This window comes from Cryobacterium sp. N21 (assembly GCF_002929575.1).
GTDB classification, from domain to species: domain Bacteria; phylum Actinomycetota; class Actinomycetes; order Actinomycetales; family Microbacteriaceae; genus Cryobacterium; species Cryobacterium flavum.
This window is the reverse complement of record NZ_PJJQ01000033.1, coordinates 375,589-394,230: the sequence shown is the minus strand read 5'-3', so window position 1 is coordinate 394,230 and position 18,642 is coordinate 375,589. Positions and strand designations below refer to the sequence as shown.

Genomic DNA, 18,642 nt, shown 5'->3' with positions numbered 1-18,642 from the left:
GCCGCCAGTAAGCCGCTTTCGGGCTCAGCGCCTTCAGCGCGTGTAGTGAGACTCCTGCAGCTCGTACACCGGGGTATTAAGCCCCTCCATGCGGGCTTTGATCTGCAGCGCAAGGTAGTTGGAGTAGTGCCGGCTCTGGTGCAGGTTGCCGCCGTGAATCCAGAGTTGCGGAACGTTCGTGGGCTTCCACATGTTGCGTAGTTCACCCTCCCACGGCCCCGGATCCTTTGGCGTGTCGGACCCGTATCCCCAGCAGCGCCCCACCTGGTCGGCGACCTCCGGTGAGACCAGATCGGCAAGCCATCCGTTCATGGAGCCATACCCGGTGGCATACACGATGAGATCAGCTTCGAGTTCGGCACCGTCGGCGAGCACCACCGACTCGGGCGTGATGCGGTCGACCTGCCCCGACTTCACCGCGACGCGACCGTCGATAAGCAGCTGCGAGGCTCCCACATCGATGTAATAGCCGGAGCCGCGTCGCAGGTATTTCAGGAACAGGCCCGAACCATCCGTGCCAAAGTCGAGGTCGAAGCCTGCGGCGGTGAGTTGGGAGTAGAACTCGGCGTCGCGCTGCGCCATCTGTTCGAACACCGGAATCTGCGCGGCGGGCAGGAGGCGGTAAGGCAACGACGCGAAGAGCAGGTCAGCCTTTTCGGTGGTCACCCCGTTGGCGAGCGCCTGCTCGGAGTAAAGCCCACCGAGTGCGAGCTCCATGAGCGAATCGCTGCGTGAAATGTGCGTCGACGAGCGCTGCACCATGGTGACGTCTGCTCCGTGCTCCCACAGGTCGGCGCAGATATCGTGGGCCGAGTTGTTCGACCCGATCACGACGGCCTTTTTGCCGGTGTAGTCACCGCCGCCGCCGTGCTGCGATGAGTGATGCTGCTCCCCTGCGAACGACTCCGCGCCGGCGAAGACCGGCGTATTCGGATACCCGGAGACGCCGAGTGCGAAGACCAGCTGCTTGGGTCTCAGGGTGACCGGTGTGCCGTCGCGCACGACCTGTACCAGCCACTCCTGGGCGTCGTCGTCGAAAGTCGCTTTGGTGCATTCAGTGCTCGACCAATAGTTGAGTTCCATGATGCTGGTGTAGTGCTCGAGCCAGTCACCGATCTTGTCTTTCGAGGCAAAGACGGGCCAGTCCTCGGGAAACTTGAGGTACGGCAGGTGGTCGTACCAGACCGGGTCGTGCAGGTGCAGGGATTTGTAGCGATTTCGCCAGGAGTCACCCGCCTTGGCGTTCTTCTCGATCACGATCGTGGGAACACCGAGCCGCTTCATGCGGGCTGCCAGGCCGATGCCGCCCTGGCCCCCGCCCACGATCACGCAATACGGCTGCTCCTCATAACCGAGCCGAGCCTCCTGGGCCGTCTTCTTCTCGAGCCACGAGGTGCGTCCTTTCGTGATTTCGTGCGACACGCCCTGCTCCCGGGTGCGCCCCTTCTTCTCTTCAAAACCCTTGAGCTCCTGCATCGTGGTGAGCAGGGTGTAGCACAATCCGTCGTTCAACCGGAGGTGGGCGCATCCGCGAGCACTACCGGTTTCGAACGTAACCCAGGCCTCCACGGCACCGGCTACACCGGTTGCCGGTTCGGCGAGCGCCCAGCTATGCGGATTTACCTGGTCGAGGGTGGCGGCGAGCATCCGTTCTATGTCGTCCTTACCCTCAAGGGTTTTCAAATTCCACGTGAACGAGATGAAATCCCGCCAGTAGCAGTCGTCAGCGAAGAGCGCGAGGGCTCCCTCGAGGTCACGGTGCTGCAGGGCGGTATCGAACCGGGCGAGCCAGTTCTCGACGATAGTAATTGGTGTATCGGGCATGTCACTCCTTTGTGAACCAGCGAAGAATCGGCCCATTGTCGGGCGCGACCTGTATGTTCAAGTACACGGCCGCAGGGGTTGCACAGGCGTTACACCTGGTCTCTGCTCGGCCTCAACGTCGTATCCAATGAGGGAGACAGCGCATGTCCACAGAGCCCAGCGGCGTGGTTCTCGCTGCTGGCCTGCGTTTTTCTTCGCCCCGCAAATACGAGCGGATGCTCCGCGCTGCCCACGATCACACCCGCGACGGTGCACCACCGCCCGCGATCACCGGCGACGTGTGGAACTCCTGGCAGCGCTCACTCGCCGCCGGCATTGACCCCGACCGCCATCTGCCCCGGCACCTGCATGAGGTGGCGGATGCCGTGGCGCTCCGCCGCGGGCATGCGCTGCAGACGGTGATGCCGGCCCTCAGTGAGCTTCTCGCTGATGAGAGCTCTCAGGGTCAGCATCTGCTCGTGCTGGCCGATGCCCACGGTGAGGTTTTGTGGCGAGTCGGCAGCCGGGCGGCCTTGCGGCAGGCCGATCGGCTGGAGTTCGTGGAGGGGGCCGACTGGTCCGAGGCGGGTGTGGGCACGAACGCCATCAGCGAAGCAGTCCTCAGCGGCCGAGCGGCCCAGCTGTTCTCGGCGGAGCACCTCGTGCGCTCGCATCATGCCTGGGCGTGCACGGCCTCGCCGATCCGAGACCCGCAGACCGGAGTGGTGCTAGGGGTACTCACCGTGTCCGGGCCTCTCCATACGGTCACGGCAGACAGCGTGCGCATGGTCAAGTGTGGGGTGCGCGTTGCCGAGGAGTTGTTGCGGACCGCACAACGGGTGAACGACCGCACAACCAGAACCGTGGGTGCGGTCACGGTTAATCCGACAGCCGGGCACTCGTCAGCGGTCTCCCTCGACTTATTGGGTGAGCACCCGGCGGTTCTCACCGCCGACGGCCACCGGGTACTCCTCTCGCCGCGGCGCGCGGAAATTCTGGCCCTGTTGGAGTCGCGGGATCGCGGCTGGACGGCCGACGAACTCGCCTACTCCATTCACGGTGAGACCGGTTCTGCGGCAACCATCCGCATCGAAATGCACCGTATTCGGCAGGTTCTCGGCGATGCGCTGCAGTCAACGCCGTATCGCCTGGCCCCCGGCCTCCGCGGCACGTCTGACGCGGCGCGGGTCTTGCACCTGGTGCGCCAGGGACAGGTATCGGCAGCACTCGCCGCCTATACGGCCCCGTTCCTCTCCCGCTCAACCGCCCGGGCGATTGAACCTCTGCGGGCCGAGATCACGAGCGCGGTCGGGGCATCCGTTCGGGCCAGCGGAGATGCCGAGCTGCTGCGCCGGTGGTGCGCGACCGAGATGGGCAGCGATGATCGCGCCGCCGTACACGCCCTCGGGCGGCTAGCCGGCCAGGCCGATGCCGCCTATGTGTCGTCACTGGCTCGCCTCAGCCGCATCGACAGCGCGCTCGGCCTCTAACCGGGGCGCCTGCGCTGAGCGTTGTGCCCGCAGGGGCCGCACCGACCGGCGCGGCCCCTGCGTGCCGAAGTTACGCCGGTTTGTCGGCCGGCTCGGCGGTCTTCGCGGTCTCGGCTGCGGCCAGGCGTGCTGCCCTGGCCTCGGCCTTTGTTGCCGCAGCGGCCGCCTTGACGTCGGCTTCGATAGCGTCGACGAAAGCGGTGTGCTTGGCGCCGGGCATCCAGCCCTTGTTGGTGACTTTGACCTGGAAGATGATCGCAGCGACGACCAACACCACGCCGATGAGCACGGTGAGCGTCACGCCGATGGCGGTGTTGTCGCCGAGCAGGCTCACGCCGATGAGCGTGCCAAACCAGCCGAAGTCCGCGTCACCGAAGGTGCTGTTGGCAAAGCCGAAGTTGCCGAGTACGAGCAGCAGAATGGCCGGCAGGATGGTGATCAGGATTCCGTTGACGAAACCACCGACCATGGCACCGATACGACCACCGGTGGCGTTGCCGTAGACACCGGCGCCACCGCCCGTGAAGAAGTGCGGCACCATGCCGGGCAGAATCAGGGCGAGACCAAACACCGGTCCGAGCCAGATGGCCAGCACACCGAGGCTGATCAAGCCACCAGCGAAGGACGCTAGGAATCCGATGAGCACGGCGTTGGCCGCGAACGGAAAGACGATCGGAATGTCGAGCGCGGGGCGGGCACCAGGCACGACCTTTTCGGCGATGCCCTGGAACGCTGGGACGAGCTCGCCGAGGATGGTGCGCACACCGTAGAGGATGATGGCCACACCCACGCCGAACTGCAGCGCCTGGGCGAAGGCGGCCATGATGAACGCGCCTCCGTCGACGGAGCCGAAAATAGCGAGGGCATCCGCTCGGGGAAGCGCGATGAGGCCCCAGATGGCGAAGACCATGTAGATGGCGACCATCGAGACCGAGGTAGCCACCATGGAGTCGCGCAGAAAGCGCAGGTTCTGCGGAAAGTTGATGTGCTCGGTGCTCTTGCTGCGCTTGCCGACGGCCTGGCCGACGGCGCCGGCAGCGATGTAGCCGAGGGTTCCGAAGTGGCCGATGGCGATCGTGTCGTCGCCGGTGATGCGCTTGGTCCACGGCTGGGCGAAGGCCGGCATGACGACCATGATCACGCCGAGCAGGCCACCGCCAATGACGACGACGAGCCAGCTGAGCTCGGATCCGAAGCCGACCGAGAGCACGACCGCGAGCATCATGGCCATGAAGACCATGTGGTGCCCGGTGAGGAACACGTACTTGAGTGGGGTGAATCGTGCCAGAAGCAGCATGACGATGAATCCGACGACGAGCACGTAGGCGCTGGTCGCTCCGAATTCCTCGGCGGCGAGGGCTGTGATGACCTCGTTGGTCGGAATCACGCCCTGCGCGCCGGTGACCTTGAGAATCAGGTCGCCGAGCGGGGTGAGTGAGGCGACAACCACACCGGCACCGGCACCGAGAATGAGAAAGCCGAGGGCTGCCTTGAGGCTGCCGCCGATGATGGTTCCGACCGGGCGGCGCAGGGCGATGAGTCCGACGGCCGTGATGATGCCCACCAGGTAGGCCGGCACATTCAAAATCTGCTGGCCGATGAAATCCAGAATGACTAAGAACCACTCCATGTCGGGGTGCTCCCTCTCTTACTCAGACGTGCGGTTGATGAAACAGGATTATTCGAGTGCGTCGGTGAGTTTCTGGGTGATTTCTTCAAGGTCGAAGAAGTTGTCGATGACGATGACCTGGGCCTCGACGTCGCCGATCTCCTCGGCGAGCTCTTCGCTCGTCAGCACGATCTCGGCGTCGCGCGCCATGCCGCGAGCCACGCCGATGTCGGCGGCCTCAACGTCGGCGTCGATGCCGAGTGTGCGCAGCACCTTCTCGGTGTTCATTTTCAAGAGAACGGATGTGCCGATCCCCATTCCGCAGACCGCGATGATCTTCATGAGAGTGCCTTTTCTGTGAGCAGTTGGGGGTTGGACATGATCGCGAGAACCTCGGCCGGCGAATCGGCCGCCTTGAGCGCGGCGAGCAGGTCGGCGTTCATCAGCACCCCGGCGAGGGCCTGCATCATCTCGAGGTGGCCTTCGTGGTCGGGGGCGGCCAGGCCGATAACGAGCGACACCGGGTCGTTTTTCTTGTGGCCGAACTTCACTGGCTCGTCGAGGGTGACCCAGCTGAGCCCGGCGCGCAGCACGGCGGGCGATGGGCGGGAGTGGGCGATGGCCAGACCGGGTGCGATGACGATGTAGGGGCCGAGCTTGTCAACCGCAGCGATCATCTCGGCCGTGTAGTCGTCGGTCGTGACGCCACCGGCCACGAGCGCGTCGCCGGCCAGGGTGATCGCGGCCTGCCAGTCGGCGGCGACGACGTGGGTGCGAATGGATGCCTGGTCGAGTTCGTCGGCGAGATTGACTGCCATGCCTGACTCCTTGGTTCTGGCCCTCAAACTGCAAGACCACGTCGTCTGCCCCAAAATGTTTGGTGCCGTGTCTCCGAGCCTAATGCGCATTCGGAACTTTTGTCTACAAGTGATCCAAAGTCGGGGTGAAAGTCCTTAGCGCGTGAGGTGACTGATGCGGTCGGCCTCGAACAGGGCGTCCTGCGCGATGAGCGAGGCACCGAGAACGCCGGCCTTGTTGCCGAGCCGGCTCGGCTCCACGGTGAGACCGGTGCCGGAGAAGGCGCGCACGTGCGCGAGGAGGGCCTCGCGCACCGACGACAGGTAGGGGTCGCCGGCCTCGGCGAGCTGGCCGCCGATGACGATCATGGCGGGGTTCAGCAGCCCGGCGACATCGACGAGGGCGTTCCCGATCTCGGCGCCGGCGGCAGCGAGCAGCCGCACGGCATCGGGTGAGCCCATGCGCGACAAGGCAACGATGTCGCCGGTGGTGCGAATGCGGTAGCCGAGAGCGTTGAGCTCGCGGCGAATGGCGTAACCGCTCGCGACGGCCTCGAGGCAGCCGCGCTGCCCGCAGCTGCATAGCTCGTCGCCGTAGCGAAAGCTGTGGGAGAAGTCGCCGGCACCGCCGCGGGCACCGCGGTAGACCCGGCCGTCGAGCACGAGCGCGCAGCCGATGCCGAGGCCAACCTTGAGCACGGTGAGGTCCCGATGCTCCGGCCAGCCGAGCCGGGATTCCGCGACCGCCATGATGTTCACGTCACGGTCGACGGCGAAAATGGCGGTGTAGTCGGCCGAAAAATAGTCCTGCACGAGCACGTCGTTCCACTGCGCGTCGATCTGGGGGGCGGCGAGCCGGCCGGTCGCGGCATCCACTGGACCGGGAACGCCCACGCCGATCCCCCGCACGTCGGCGCGGGTCTTGCCGAGCTGGCGCAATAGGTAGTCGAACACCTGGTTGGCCCAAGTGAAGACGGTGTCCGGGCCTTCCCAGAGGCCGATATCAGCCTGGTCTTCGATGAGAATCGTGGAGACCAGATCGGTCACCGCCACGCGGGTGTGCGAGCCGCCGATGTCGACGCTGAGCAGCAGGCCGGCGTCTGTGTTGATCGCGAAGCTTTCGGCGGGGCGGCCACCACGGGAATCACTCTGGCCGGCGACAATGATGATGCCGGCCGCGAGCAGTTCGTCGAGCCGGCGGGCGAGGGTGATGCGCGACCAGCCGAGTTCGTCGATCAGTGCCGGGCGAGTCGTCGCCAAGCCCGCGCGAATGAGATCGAGCACGACACCCGACCCGGTCGACATGGCGTGGGCCACCGCAGCTCCTTCGATTGACTTAAGTATATTTATATACCAATGTGTAAAGTATGACTGTGAATTCTCGTTCTGTCACCATCGATGCCGATGTTGATCGCTCCGCTGAAGCTCGGGCGGTTGCTGCTGCCACTGCTATTCCTGCCCACATAGTGCAGTCGAAAGGCCACGGCCACGGCGGCACCGCGATGGCGCTCGCCCCACTCTCGCACGTGCTGTACTCCCGCGTGATGCGGCACAGCCCCAGCAACCCACACTGGGTGGCCCGCGACCGGTTCGTGCTGAGCGCCGGGCACGCGAGCCTGCTGCTCTACGTGCAGCTGTTTCTCACCGGCTACGGCCTGACCCTCGACGATATTGCGGCCAGCCGCACGCTCGGTTCGCGTACCCCGGGGCATCCGGAACACGGCCATACCGTGGGTGTCGAGATGAGCACCGGCCCGCTCGGGCAGGGGGTGGCATCCGCTGTGGGAATGGCGATCGCCGCCCGCAAGGAGGCCGCCACCTTTACGCCTGGCTCGGCTTTGCTCGACCACACCGTTTGGGCGGTGGCCGGCGACGGTTGCCTGCAGGAGGGCGTCTCGGCCGAGGCGTCGAGCCTGGCCGGCACCCTCGGCCTCGAGAATCTTGTGCTGATCTGGGACGACAACGGCGTGACCATCGACGGGCCAACCACGGATGCCTTCGCCGAAGACGTGCGCGCCCGCTACCGCGCCTACGGCTGGCGAGTGCTGGAGATCTCCGACGCCACCGACCTCGACGGCATCGAACGGATGCTGCGCCTCGCCGCCACCCGCACCGGTCGCCCCACCCTCGTGGCCGTGTCCACCACCATCGGAGCCCCCTCGGCCGTGTTCGGCGGGCAGCCGGCCGCGCACTCCGGCGGATTCGGGGCCGACGAACTCGCCGCCATCAAACGCTCCCTCGGGTTCGAGGCGCACGCCACACTCGCGCAGCTCGTTTCGCCCGAGGCACTCGCCTTCTGCCGCCGCGCCGTACAGCGCGGACTCGACCTGGAGGCGGGCTGGGGCGCGGACTTCGCCGCGTGGGCCGGTTCACACCCCTTAGCGGCGCAGGCCTGGCTCGCCTTTCACTCCGGCACCGACCAGGCGGCCGCCACGGCGGCGCTCGACGCCGTCGTTATTGCCGCGCCGGGCACGCCGGTGGCCACCCGCAAGACCAACGGCCAGGTCATTCAGGCGCTGACGCCAGCGCTGGCGCTCTGGGGCGGATCGGCCGACCTGAGCGGCTCCACCAACGTGACCGTTCCGGGCACGGCCGTTTCGGCGACCAACCCCGGCGGGGATTTCATCCACTTCGGTATTCGCGAGCACGCCATGGCCGCGATTCTCAACGGCATCGCCCTGGCCGGTCCGTGGCGGCCGTTCGGCTCGACCTATCTCGTGTTCAGCGATTACCTGCGCCCGGCGATGCGACTCGCTGCGCTCATGCGCCTGCCCGTGCTCTACGTCTTCACCCACGATTCGGTCGCGGTCGGCGAGGACGGCCCCACCCACCAGCCGGTTGAGCAGATCGCCTCGCTGCGCACCGTGCCGCGCCTGGCCGTCATTCGCCCAGCGGATGCTGCCGAAACCGTGGCCGCCTGGCGTCGCCTCGTTGCCCGCCCCGACGGGCCAGCGGCACTCCTACTGTCGCGTCAGGACGTGCCGGTCGTCGGCGTTCGCAGCGGGCTCGACGCGGGCGTTGCCGCCGGCGGATACGTGACCTGGCAGAGCGGAACCGGCCTCGACTTAGCGCTGATCGCGACCGGCAGTGAGGTCTCCGTGGCCATTGCTGCGGCCGAACAGCTCAGCGCTGACGGCCTCGCGGTGCGCGTCGTGTCGATGCCGTGCGTGGAGTGGTTTGCCGACGCATCCCCGGCCTACCGCGACGAGGTTTTGCCTTTAGCGGTGCACGCCCGGGTGGCCGTGGAGGCCGGGCGCAGTGACGGCTGGTGGCGCTGGGTCGGCCCTGACGGCGAGGTCGTCGGCATCGACGACTTCGGCGAATCGGGCAGCGGGCCTGAGATCATGGCGCTTAGCGGTGTGACCGTGGAGCACGTGGCGGCGGCGGCGCGGCGGGCGCTGGCGCGCGGCATCCGCTAACACCGACCTCGACCGGGAGACCCGGTCCGTGCAGGCATCTGCCACGATCGCCACGGCGGGCGGGTTGCGCCGTCGTGCGGGTGCTCGACGGCTTCGGCCCTCATCACTTTCGCGGCGCCACGGTGACCGTGGCGACCTGACCCCGGCAGATCGGGCCAGCAGCGCGGTCAGCCTTGTGGCGATGGTGTAGGCGAGCACGGCGGAGAACGAGCGCATGATGATGGGCAGCGGATTGCGGATCGGCGAGCAGACGGCCTGCACGATGCGGCTCCCCGTCGCGCGCTGCACCTCGGAGACCGTTGAGTAGCGCACGTCGCCTGACAGGAATGTCACGGTCTGCGGAGCCGGGCCGCGGCGGCCGTCGGCCACCTCGGTGGCCATGCGTGCCAGCTGGCGAAAACTGCGCTCAAACGCGGCCCAATGCTCCAGATCGACGAGCCGGCGCAGGCGCTCGCCCACCCGGGCCGCGGGCCTGCCCCACGCTCCTGTGGAGACTGCTTCATCCCACGATTCGAGGTGGTGAAGGCCGGGCGGCAGGAGAAAGGGCAGTGAGGTGCCGACCAGCAGGTGCCGAAAGCCGCCGCGCATCCGCTCGTCGAGCCGGGCGGTGAGATCGAGTTCGGTCTTACCGATGTGGGCCGCGATCTCCCGCCAGATCTCGTCGGCGGCGCGTTCCGCCGGCGACATGTTGCCGAGATGCTGGTACACCCAGTAGGAGGCCAGCCCCGCCACGATGCGGCCGTGCCACCATGACGTCGCCTCCATGTCGCGCTTCCAGGCCAGGGACGTGTTCCAGTCGTCGCGAATGTCGTGGTCATCGAAGATCTTCCCCGCATATCATCACGGCGACCCTCAACGGAGTGAGCACGTCGATCAATATCGAAGTCATTCCGACCCCGCGCTGCCACTAGCCGGCGCACTCCTGGCTCTTCTGGCGGGCATGACTGCCGTCATCGCGCTGGCTCGGCGGGCATCCGCTTAGGCGAACCGCTTCCCGAAGCTGGGCCGGCGTGCAGAACTGCGGATGGATCACCAGAATCAGGCAAAATTTTCACTGCAGCACGTGGGTCTGGTCGAGATCTCCGCAGTTGTGAACGACGAGTCGACCACATCGGCCCGTTTAGACTCGGCGCATGCCCCGCCTTGTTGTCGTTCTGCCGCTTACGCCGCTCGAAACCGGAGCGAGCTTCTTCGTCGCCGCCTGGCCGCTGCACATCACCGTGCTCGCGCCCTTTGAAACGGATGCCTCCCCAGACGAGATCGCACGCGCCACCGCCGCCGCGCTGGCCGGATTCCCTGCTATCACCGTGGTCGCCGGGCAGGACGAGCTGTTTGGTCGGCACCATGACATTGCCGTGACGCTGATCGACGAGAACGCCGCGTTGACCAGGCTGCACGACCTGCTCGTTGCCGTGCTGCGGCCACTCGCCACGTCTCCGGCCGGGCCGGCGTTTTCCGGGCCGGATTTTCGGGCGCACGTCACCGTGAAGTCGCAGGGTCGAGTGCACGCGGGCGACGCGCTCAGGCTGACCCAGATCGCGCTTGTGGACATGGTGCCGCGCGCGTCATCGAGCGGCCGCACGGTGCTCGCGACGCTCAAGCTCGGCAGCTGATCTGAACGGGCGGTCTGGCTCGCGGCCACTCCAGCGGCGAGTACGCTCGAAACCGTGCTGTCCCGCGATCTGATTCGTCTGTACCCCGAGCTCTACCACGTGGCCGCCGACGGCAGCTGGCCCGCCATCGAGCGGCACGGGCTGCTCAGTCCGGCCGCGCTCGTGACCCGCTGGGGCGTCAAGCAGGGCGCACCTCAGGCCGCCATTCTCAGCAAGCGACGAGGTGAGTCACGCGTGCTGGAGCATGCGGAATTCGGAACCGCGGTCATCCGTCATCAGAAGGCCATTCATGAGCCGTCGCTCGAGGACGCCCTCGACGATATGACCCTCGCCGAATGGTACGCAGCCCTGAACGACCGGGTGTTCTTTCACCTGCAGCCACGGCTGCTGCGCGACCTGCTGAACGCCCGCTCCTATCGGGACGACGCCCACACCGTGATCACCCTCAGCACCAAGAGTCTGGTCGCCGCGCACGAAAACGAGATCGAGCTGAGCGCGCTCAACTCCGGCTTCGCGCAGCGGCACAGCAAGGAGCCGCGGGGGCGCGACACCTTCCAGTCGATCGAGGACTACAAGCATCCGACCCGGTCGCACGCGGTGACCAAGGGGCAGGATATCGCCGAACTCGCCATTCCGCGCGGAGTGCGCGACCTGCGCGACCACGTCGTACGCGTCGAGCGGATGCGCGAGGGCACGGTTCTCGAGCGCCTCGCCTAGCGCACCGCGAGATACTCGACGGCGGCGACGATCAGGGGTGAGGTGGCGACAGCCAGCACCGTCGCAGCAGCCGCACCGGCGAGCACCGCGAACGTGGTGCGTCGGGTGCGGGCTGCGGCAACCTGCTGTTCGAGTGTGGTGAATCGTGCGTGCAGGTGCGCCGGAGCGAGCGGCTGGGCCGCTGCGCGCCAGGTCGCCGGGTCGTCGATGGCGGCGGTGAGCGCGGCCTGCTGCTCGGCGCTGAACACCCGCGGGCGAGCCACGAGCCACCGGCGCAAGCGCGGGGAGTCGATGACCGTCACGGCATCCGGCTTGCGAGCCAGCAGAATTTTGTGCGGATTGACCAGCACAATAACGGACTGAACCACGGTCGTGGCCGGCAGCACAGCACCGAGCAGTGCGGTGATCTGGGCCGATTCAAACCGGGCATCGCGCAGGTACGGCATGGCGTGATCATTGATCGGAATCGAGCGCAACGCCCCGGTCAGGTCGCGATCCCAGTGCGTCTTGGAATTGATCGAGAAGATTCCACCGGGGCCCACGACGAGGTGGTCGACCCAGAACGCGGTATTGCGAATGGGCAGGGAATGGTAAATGCTGTAGCCCTCAGGGAGCCGACCGAGAATATCGCCGACGATCATCTCGGCCTGCGCGGCGCGCAACCAGCTGAGCTCGTTCGCGTCAAGCGGCGAGGCTCCCAGGGTGCGCGCGATCCGAGAACGTGCCGGCCGATCGGCGTGCTGGCGGAGCAGTTCTTCGACGACGGACTGCCCGGCAAACCCACCGGGAGCAGACGGGACCAGAGTTGCGATGGGCATCACCGAGGCAGCCGGCTCGTGATCACGAGACGGTAGTCCAGGCCTAAGACTTGTCATAGCCACGTTCACTTGCCTCACCACGGGTTCGCACCTCGTACTATCGTGCCACCGGCACCTGCCGATTCAGTGTTCACAATCGGCAGGGCCGCAACATTGGTTAGCAATTAATAAGTAATGCTCATTCGAGTTGCGGAGGCGACGGCCTCCCCCACTCAGCCGGGCAACGTCGGCTAACCTGAAAGCCACCCCACTGATTGGAATTACTCGTGTTACACCTGACGTTCAACGTTTGCGCGATCTCAGGGCTCGCGTTCAGCGGCCTGGCCGTTCTGTTGCTACTGGCCAACTTGCTCTCGGGCAACCAGTTCGTCGACGTCATTCTGCCGGCGGCCGTGGTGTCGCTCGTGATCGGCGGCGCGTTCTCGGTGCGGGCCCGACTGCTCTCGGCCAAGGGTCACCGGCCAGCCAAACGTTAACGGGTCAGGCCGCCGCCAACTGCGCCCGCAGCGCCTCGACGACGAGGGCATGATCGTCGAGCTGTGGCAGCCCGGAGACGCCGACCACGCCCACCATCGACCCACGCACGAACAGTGGGAACGCTCCCCCGTGCGCCGCGAAACGCGTGGGATCAAGTCGGGCATCAACGTCGAAGTCGACACCGCGGCTGCGAAATTTCACGCCGACGGCGAGCGATGAGTGCCCGTAGCGGCGCACGACGGCGAACTTGCGCTCCAGCCAGCCGTCATTATCAGCGGATGCTCCCGCCAGGCCCACCTGGAACACCCGCTGGTCACCCAGCACGATCGAGATCGCGACCGGCAACGCCTGGGCGGCGGCGGTCGTGCGGAGGCGGGTGCCGAGCGCCCACGCATCGTCGTGACTGAACGCGTCGAACTGCAGGGTGCGTTCCTGGTCGAGCAGAATCTGCAGTTGGGCGAGGTCGTCGGTGTGCATCGAGGGTCCAATCCGGGGGCGTCATTGCCGTGCCACCGCGGTCGCCGGGTGGCTAGTCCCCCACGCTACCGGGCCGGGGCAGAATAGTCGGGCGACGACCCCAGGTGAGCGGGTTGTCGATCACGGCGGCGAGTTCCATGCGTTCGATCGGGCGCAACACCTGCGGGCGCGCGGCCAGCCAGTCGCCGAGCGTCGCCGCCCCGAGCACCGGCACTGTGGTCATTCTTCCCGAACGGCCGGTGACCCACAGTACGCGGGCGCCCAGCAGCACCAGCGCCGGCTGCACCGCGGTGCGTAGCGGCAGCCGCCCGCGAATCTGCGTGGTGAGCTGATTCGCGTCGGCCTGTGCCGCCGCGAGATCCGGCGAGCGCCGCCCGGCGACGAGCACGCTCTGGCAATGCACCCAGGCAATCTGACCGTCGCAGAGCTGCGCGTGCAGGGCGAGAACCCCGCCGGGGCCGACCAGCAGGCGCATCGCGCTCGGACCATCAGCATCGAGTGTGGGCAACGTGAATGCGGCCCAATGTTCGGGCAGCGTCGCGAGCAGCCTGTCGACGGCGGATTCAACCTGCGCACGAGCCAGCGCCAAGTCGGTCGGCGTCGCCGCGGGGCGGGACACGCGGCCGAGCAGCCAGGTTGGGCCGGTTGATAATCGAGGCGCTCCGGTGCGCGTCGATTCGGGCAATACCGGGGGCGTCGACAGACGCCGCCGCGTGGAGAGTATGTGAGTCATCGGGCTCCTCGCCGGGTTCTATACCTTGCCAGTGCCGCCCCCGCCACAAGACCCCCAGAATGGGTTACTTTTCACCAAGCGGATGCCGCCACGTCTCGAGGCGACCGGGTCGCACCACGTATATTCGAAGGGTCGTGCCGCGCGGCCAGAAGGAGCCCCATGACCGTTCGACGCCCGACCCGATCGTTCCTGCTAATTGGGTTGATCGTGGGGGTGCTCGCGGCGATCCTGGTGGGAACGTCGGTGGCGGGGTCATCCGTTTCGTCGAATCTGGCCGACCCAACCAGCAGCGGGGCACCGACGGCGACCATCGAGCCCAGGCTGACGGTAACGGCAAAAACCGCGCCGCCGCCCGGGCCCGACAACGCGGCCTTGGCCGTGCTGGCGACCCTGCCGGTGAAGGGGCGCGCGCCCAAGACCGGCTACGACCGTGAGGGAAGCTTCGGTTCGGCCTGGCAGGACCTGGACCAAAACGGATGCGACACCCGAAACGATATCCTGGCCCGCGACCTGACCGTGCTCGTAGTGGCCACTGATTGTGAGGTGCAGAGCGGCATCCTGCTCGGCCCGTACACCGGACTGACCATCGACTTCGTGCGCGGCCAGACGACCTCGTCGCTCGTGCAGATCGACCACGTCGTCGCTCTGTCGAACGCCTGGCAGACCGGAGCGCAGCAGCTGTCGCAGGAGCAGCGGGTGGCGCTGGCCAACGATCCGCTCAACCTGCTCGCCGTCGACGGCGTCACCAACTCGCGCAAGGGGGATGGCGACACGGCCACCTGGCTGCCGCCGCTGAAAAGCTATCGGTGTGCCTATGTAGCTCGGCAGATTTCGGTGAAGGCGACCTATGCGCTGTGGGTGACGACAGCCGAACACGATGCGATGACGCGCATCCTGTCGGACTGCCCGAACGAGGTCGCGACGGCCACCGACCCCGTCGTCGCACCGGCGCCGGCACCGGTGGCCGACCCGCCGAGCGACGTCTTCTTTCAGAACTGCACCGCCGCGCGGGTGGCCGGCGCGGCCCCGGTGCACGTTGGCGAGCCCGGCTACGGCCGCCATCTTGACCGCGACGGCGACGGAACCGGCTGCGAATAGGCCGAGTCTGTTCAGTCGGCGCGCGGCAGCGTCAATGCGAAACGAGCACCGGCCAGCGCGCCAGGGGTCGCGATCGGGCCCAGGCACTCGAGGGTTCCGCCGTGCGCCCTGGCGAGAGCTCGGGCAATCGACAGACCGAGGCCGGAACCACCGCGGTTACTCGCCCGCGACGGGTCGAGGCGCACAAAACGTTCGAAGATGCGCTCGCGGTCGGCCTCGGGCACACCGGCTCCAGAGTCGCTCACCGTCAGCTGCACCGCGCCGTCAACAACGGCCAGATAGGTGCGGATGCTGCCGCCCACCTCGGTGGCGTTGCGCGCGTTCCCGAGCAGGTTGGTCGCAACCTGCGCCAACCGTGAGGCTTTCCCGCTCGGCGCGAGGCGGGTTGTCACGCAGCAGGGTCTCCGCGCTGGCCTGTAGACCGGCGGCGGGGGTGCGCAGCTCGTGCGAGACGTCATGCGGGTGAGTGGACGCAGCGCGACTCCGACCACACCGGTCAGCAACAGCCAGGTCACGACGATGGTGAGCAGGCCGGCCACGACCTCGATCGTGCGCATCTGCACCAGCACCGCGTCGATGCCGGCCTCACTCGAGCTGAGGGTGAGGGTTCCGCCGGCGACGGTCTGGGTGACCGAGAGTCGGTCGCCGCTCTGGGTGACGACGGCGCCCGGCACTGATTCGGCGTGCGGCGGCATGCCAGGGCCACGGTCGGCGCCGGGAGTGGGGTCGGCCCGCCCGTAGACCGTGTCGCCGCCGACCGAGTAGGTCACGGTGACGTCGTCGCCGGTGAGCCGGTTCGCCAGGCTCTGCGCCTCCAGGCCCTGCTCGGCCAGAATCTGCGCGTACCCGGCCCGGTCGATCAGCCGCTGCTGCAGGTCGGCGCGCAGCTGACCGCCGAGCACGAGGTTGATCAGAATACCGACCGCCACCAGCACAATCGTGAGCATCGCCAGAACTGCGGCGACGACTCGCAGTCGCAGTGAGGTGGTGCGCATCGGGCGTACTTTCGTAGAAGGGAAACGGATGCCGCGTGCGCGACGAGCAGACGGCATCCGCTGGTATCGGTGCCGGTCAGGCGGTGAGGCGGTAGCCGATCCCCCGCACGGTGTGGATGAGGCGCGGACCGTTGCGTCGAGTTTTCGGCGGAGGGTGCTCACGTAGGCCTCGACCAGGTTGGGGTCGTAGTCGTCGTAACCCCAGACCTGGGTGAGGATCTGGGTCTTGGAGAGGGTGCGTCCGCGGTTGTGGGCGAGGTAGGTGAGCAGGCGGCGCTCCGTGGCGGTCAGGTCGACCAGCACACCCGCCCGTGTGGCGGTCGCGGCCTCTTCGTCAATGACGAGGTCGCCGACCTGCATGGTCGGGGAGACCAGGCGTCCGGTGCGGCGGAGCACGGCGGTCACCCGTGCCGCGAGCTCGGCCAGTACGAAGGGCTTCATGATGTAGTCGTCGGCGCCGGCCTGAAACGCGGCAAGCCGATCGTCGACCGCGTCACGCGCGGTCACGAAGAGCACGGGTGTGTTGCCGGCAGCCCGCAGCCGCTGGGCCAGGTGCAGCCCATTCTCGCCGGGCAGCATAATGTCGAGCACCGTGGCATCGGGCCGGAATCTGGCGATGCGCTCGGCGAAGTTCTCACCGTCGGGCGCGGTATCGACGACGAAACCGGCCTGAACGAGCGCCTGGCCGATCGCTCTGCGCAGCGTCTCCTCGTCTTCGACGACGAGAACGCGGGCAGGTTCGGTGGGCACGCTCTAACAGTGCGGGGCCAAGCTGAGCGTTTACTATGCTCCTGCTGACCGTTTGGCGACCCCCGGCAAGATTCAGTTCGTCTTCAGATTCGCCCCCGAGGCTGAAAAAGAGAGAAGCCCCGAGTGGGCATCCACTAGCTCACGCGTAGGAGAAATTATGACCCGCACCAACGATTCCCAGCCCACCGACCCGAACGACCCGAACCCGTCGTCCAGCGCCTCGGAGGGTTCAACGCCCGAAACAGCTGCGGCCGCACAGGACGAAACGGCCGCGACCGAAGCCGTCGACTCGCAGTCGAGCCCGCCCTATGACGCTCAGTCCACCCTGCCGTTTGATTCGAACGCGACGGTTCCGCTGCACGATGTGCCGAACGCCGGGCAGCCGCTGGCCAGCGAGGCGCACGCGACCCTTCCGTTCGCGGCCGCCGCGAACGGCTACGCCATGCCGAACGCGCCGTACGACCCGGCCGCCCCGAAGAAGAAGACGGGAGGATCCTGGTACCGCAAGCCCGTTCTCATCGGAAGCGCCGCCGCGGCTGCGCTGCTTCTCGTTGGCGCCGGGATCGGTTTCGGCATTGGCACCAGCGTGGGTTCGAACGCCGAATTGGCCTCGAATAACTCCAGCATCTCCAACGGTCCCGGCGCCGAAGCCGATGGCGACTCGGCCACGGAGCCCGGAGCGGGCCGCCCCGGCGGCGAGGACGGTCCCGGAAGCGGCCCGGCCCAGGGCGGCCCGCGGGAAACCGATGACGGCACCGCACCCGTCGCACCGCACCCGCCGACGGATGCCCCGACCGCACCGACCTCCTAACAAGCACGAGCAGAAGCCGCTCGACTCCGTGCATTGTGCGGCGCCGAGCGGCTTCTGCCGTGCCGTGCCGCGCGGGTTAGAGCGCGCTGACGAGCCGCGGCAACGTCAGCAGCATTTCCAGGGCCCCGAGCGTCGTGAGAACCATTCCGAGCGGCAACCACAGCAGGCGGGTACGACGCGCCCGCGCCACTTCTGACTCAAGCTCGCCGAAGCGCTGCAGAATCTCAGCCGGTTCCAACGCTACGAGGGCCTGCCAGAGCGCGGGGTTCTCGACGAACCCGGAAATTTTCAAGCGGTCGAGGGGGGCAAGCACCGGAGGGAGCCCCTGCAGCCAGGCGCACAGATCGGCCGCCTCGATCACTTTTACCCGCGACGGTTGGGCCTTCACCGTCACGCTCTTGGTATCGAAGAGCACGACCACTCCGTGCACCGACGCGGCGTGCGGAATCCGCTCGGACAGCAGAGTGGTGAGGCTGACCTCCTCGAATTCGGCCGCCCTTATATAGGGAATCTTGCGGGCACCGACCAGCACACTGCGCCCGGCGACCAGTACCGACTTGCGCGCCTGACGGTCGGAGTGCAGGGCAAATACCCCGCCCGGCCCGATCACGAGGTGATCGACGTCGGCGCCGCGCTCACCCACCGGCAGGGAGTGGAAGACGATCCATTCCCGGGGCAGTTCGGCCAGAGCCAGCCCCACGGCAATTTCAGCGCGAGCGGCGTCGAAGCAGCGCGCGCTGTCCGCGCCGAGCGGCGACCGACCAGGCGTTGCACCGGGCTGCGGGGCGCAACCAGGCGTTGCTCAAGCAGGAGCACTTCTATGATCGACTGCGCAGGGCAACGCTGTCGCATTATGGAAGCATCGATGGTCACGGTTCTCCTCTTCGGGTGTTTGAACTTAGCCGTCGGACGGCCAGCCCCAGCAGCCCCCGATCGGGAGCTTGCGCGCGGGTCAGATGCCTGATTTATCGCACTGGGACGGCTTTGTTCACCCCAGTACGGGGGTGGCATCGGCTTGGCTGGACTTTTACCGAA

The 18,642-nt window shown here is 67.0% G+C and carries 17 protein-coding genes; 7 read left to right on the top strand and 10 right to left on the bottom strand.

Annotated features, from left to right (window positions below; genetic code table 11):
- Positions 1 to 33: 33 nt before the first annotated feature.
- Positions 34 to 1,824 (bottom strand): NAD(P)/FAD-dependent oxidoreductase, encoded by a 1,791-nt coding sequence (locus CXY77_RS12125; protein WP_104130123.1) that lies wholly within the window; start codon positions 1,822 to 1,824, stop codon positions 34 to 36.
- A gap of 143 nt (positions 1,825 to 1,967) precedes the next feature.
- Here CXY77_RS12125 and CXY77_RS12120 point away from each other — a divergent pair, with 143 nt between their 5' ends.
- A complete protein-coding gene (locus CXY77_RS12120) occupies positions 1,968 to 3,293 on the top strand; it encodes a helix-turn-helix domain-containing protein (protein ID WP_104089758.1) in 1,326 nt (441 codons plus the stop codon).
- 70 nt (positions 3,294 to 3,363) lie between these two features.
- On the opposite strand, the gene CXY77_RS12115 is transcribed toward CXY77_RS12120, so the two are convergent.
- The 4 genes from CXY77_RS12115 to CXY77_RS12100 all read right to left on the bottom strand — a co-directional run bounded on the left by CXY77_RS12115 (position 3,364) and on the right by CXY77_RS12100 (position 7,016).
- Positions 3,364 to 4,923 carry a PTS ascorbate transporter subunit IIC gene (locus tag CXY77_RS12115; protein WP_104130122.1) on the bottom strand — a complete coding sequence of 520 codons (1,560 nt, stop codon included), beginning with the start codon at positions 4,921 to 4,923 and terminating at the stop codon, positions 3,364 to 3,366.
- A gap of 48 nt (positions 4,924 to 4,971) precedes the next feature.
- Positions 4,972 to 5,244, bottom strand: coding sequence for a PTS sugar transporter subunit IIB (locus tag CXY77_RS12110; protein WP_104089755.1), 273 nt, complete (start codon positions 5,242 to 5,244; stop codon positions 4,972 to 4,974).
- Positions 5,241 to 5,720: a PTS sugar transporter subunit IIA gene (locus tag CXY77_RS12105; protein WP_092338891.1), complete on the bottom strand. Its 480-nt coding sequence runs from the start codon at positions 5,718 to 5,720 to the stop codon at positions 5,241 to 5,243. The genes CXY77_RS12110 and CXY77_RS12105 overlap by 4 nt, the downstream gene beginning before the upstream one ends.
- A gap of 135 nt (positions 5,721 to 5,855) precedes the next feature.
- Entirely contained in the window at positions 5,856 to 7,016 is a 1,161-nt protein-coding gene (locus CXY77_RS12100) for an ROK family protein (protein ID WP_092338893.1), read from the bottom strand.
- Positions 7,017 to 7,072: 56 nt separating this feature from the next.
- On the opposite strand from CXY77_RS12100, the gene CXY77_RS12095 reads away from it, so the two are divergent.
- From CXY77_RS12095 to CXY77_RS12080, 3 genes are all read left to right on the top strand, one after another.
- Positions 7,073 to 9,118, top strand: coding sequence for a transketolase (locus tag CXY77_RS12095; RefSeq protein WP_233197368.1), 2,046 nt, complete (start codon positions 7,073 to 7,075; stop codon positions 9,116 to 9,118).
- Between the two features lie 1,133 nt (positions 9,119 to 10,251).
- On the top strand, positions 10,252 to 10,731 hold the full coding sequence (locus CXY77_RS12085; protein ID WP_104089749.1) for a 2'-5' RNA ligase family protein: 480 nt from the start codon (positions 10,252 to 10,254) through the stop codon (positions 10,729 to 10,731).
- A 54-nt stretch (positions 10,732 to 10,785) separates the two neighbouring features.
- Complete coding sequence (locus tag CXY77_RS12080; protein WP_104089747.1) at positions 10,786 to 11,448, top strand: hypothetical protein; 663 nt, start codon at positions 10,786 to 10,788, stop codon at positions 11,446 to 11,448.
- Here CXY77_RS12080 and CXY77_RS12075 read toward each other — a convergent pair.
- On the bottom strand, positions 11,445 to 12,266 hold the full coding sequence (locus tag CXY77_RS12075) for a nuclease-related domain-containing protein (protein WP_233197379.1): 822 nt from the start codon (positions 12,264 to 12,266) through the stop codon (positions 11,445 to 11,447). The genes CXY77_RS12080 and CXY77_RS12075 overlap by 4 nt on opposite strands.
- A 266-nt stretch (positions 12,267 to 12,532) precedes the next feature.
- Between CXY77_RS12075 and CXY77_RS12070 the strand changes: the two genes are divergently transcribed.
- On the top strand, positions 12,533 to 12,742 hold the full coding sequence (locus CXY77_RS12070; RefSeq protein WP_092338902.1) for a hypothetical protein: 210 nt from the start codon (positions 12,533 to 12,535) through the stop codon (positions 12,740 to 12,742).
- A 4-nt stretch (positions 12,743 to 12,746) separates the two neighbouring features.
- Here the strand turns inward: CXY77_RS12070 and CXY77_RS12065 are convergent, their stop codons facing one another.
- Both CXY77_RS12065 and CXY77_RS20160 read right to left on the bottom strand, forming a co-directional pair.
- Positions 12,747 to 13,220: a heme-degrading domain-containing protein gene (locus CXY77_RS12065; protein WP_104130120.1), complete on the bottom strand. Its 474-nt coding sequence runs from the start codon at positions 13,218 to 13,220 to the stop codon at positions 12,747 to 12,749.
- Positions 13,221 to 13,272: 52 nt separating this feature from the next.
- Complete coding sequence (locus tag CXY77_RS20160; protein ID WP_158252826.1) at positions 13,273 to 13,953, bottom strand: hypothetical protein; 681 nt, start codon at positions 13,951 to 13,953, stop codon at positions 13,273 to 13,275.
- A 159-nt stretch (positions 13,954 to 14,112) separates the two neighbouring features.
- Here CXY77_RS20160 and CXY77_RS12055 point away from each other — a divergent pair, with 159 nt between their 5' ends.
- The gene (locus CXY77_RS12055) at positions 14,113 to 15,051 is read left to right on the top strand and encodes a DUF1524 domain-containing protein (protein ID WP_104130119.1); all 939 of its coding nucleotides are present in this window, start codon (positions 14,113 to 14,115) and stop codon (positions 15,049 to 15,051) included.
- 11 nt (positions 15,052 to 15,062) lie between these two features.
- Here CXY77_RS12055 and CXY77_RS20665 read toward each other — a convergent pair whose 3' ends face one another.
- The gene (locus tag CXY77_RS20665) at positions 15,063 to 16,796 is read right to left on the bottom strand and encodes a response regulator (RefSeq protein ID WP_233197367.1); all 1,734 of its coding nucleotides are present in this window, start codon (positions 16,794 to 16,796) and stop codon (positions 15,063 to 15,065) included.
- Between the two features lie 157 nt (positions 16,797 to 16,953).
- Between CXY77_RS20665 and CXY77_RS12040 the strand changes: the two genes are divergently transcribed.
- The gene (locus CXY77_RS12040) at positions 16,954 to 17,607 is read left to right on the top strand and encodes a hypothetical protein (protein WP_104130117.1); all 654 of its coding nucleotides are present in this window, start codon (positions 16,954 to 16,956) and stop codon (positions 17,605 to 17,607) included.
- Between the two features lie 76 nt (positions 17,608 to 17,683).
- On the opposite strand, the gene CXY77_RS12035 is transcribed toward CXY77_RS12040, so the two are convergent.
- A complete protein-coding gene (locus CXY77_RS12035; protein WP_104130116.1) occupies positions 17,684 to 18,313 on the bottom strand; it encodes a nuclease-related domain-containing protein in 630 nt (209 codons plus the stop codon).
- Positions 18,314 to 18,642 lie beyond the last annotated feature (329 nt).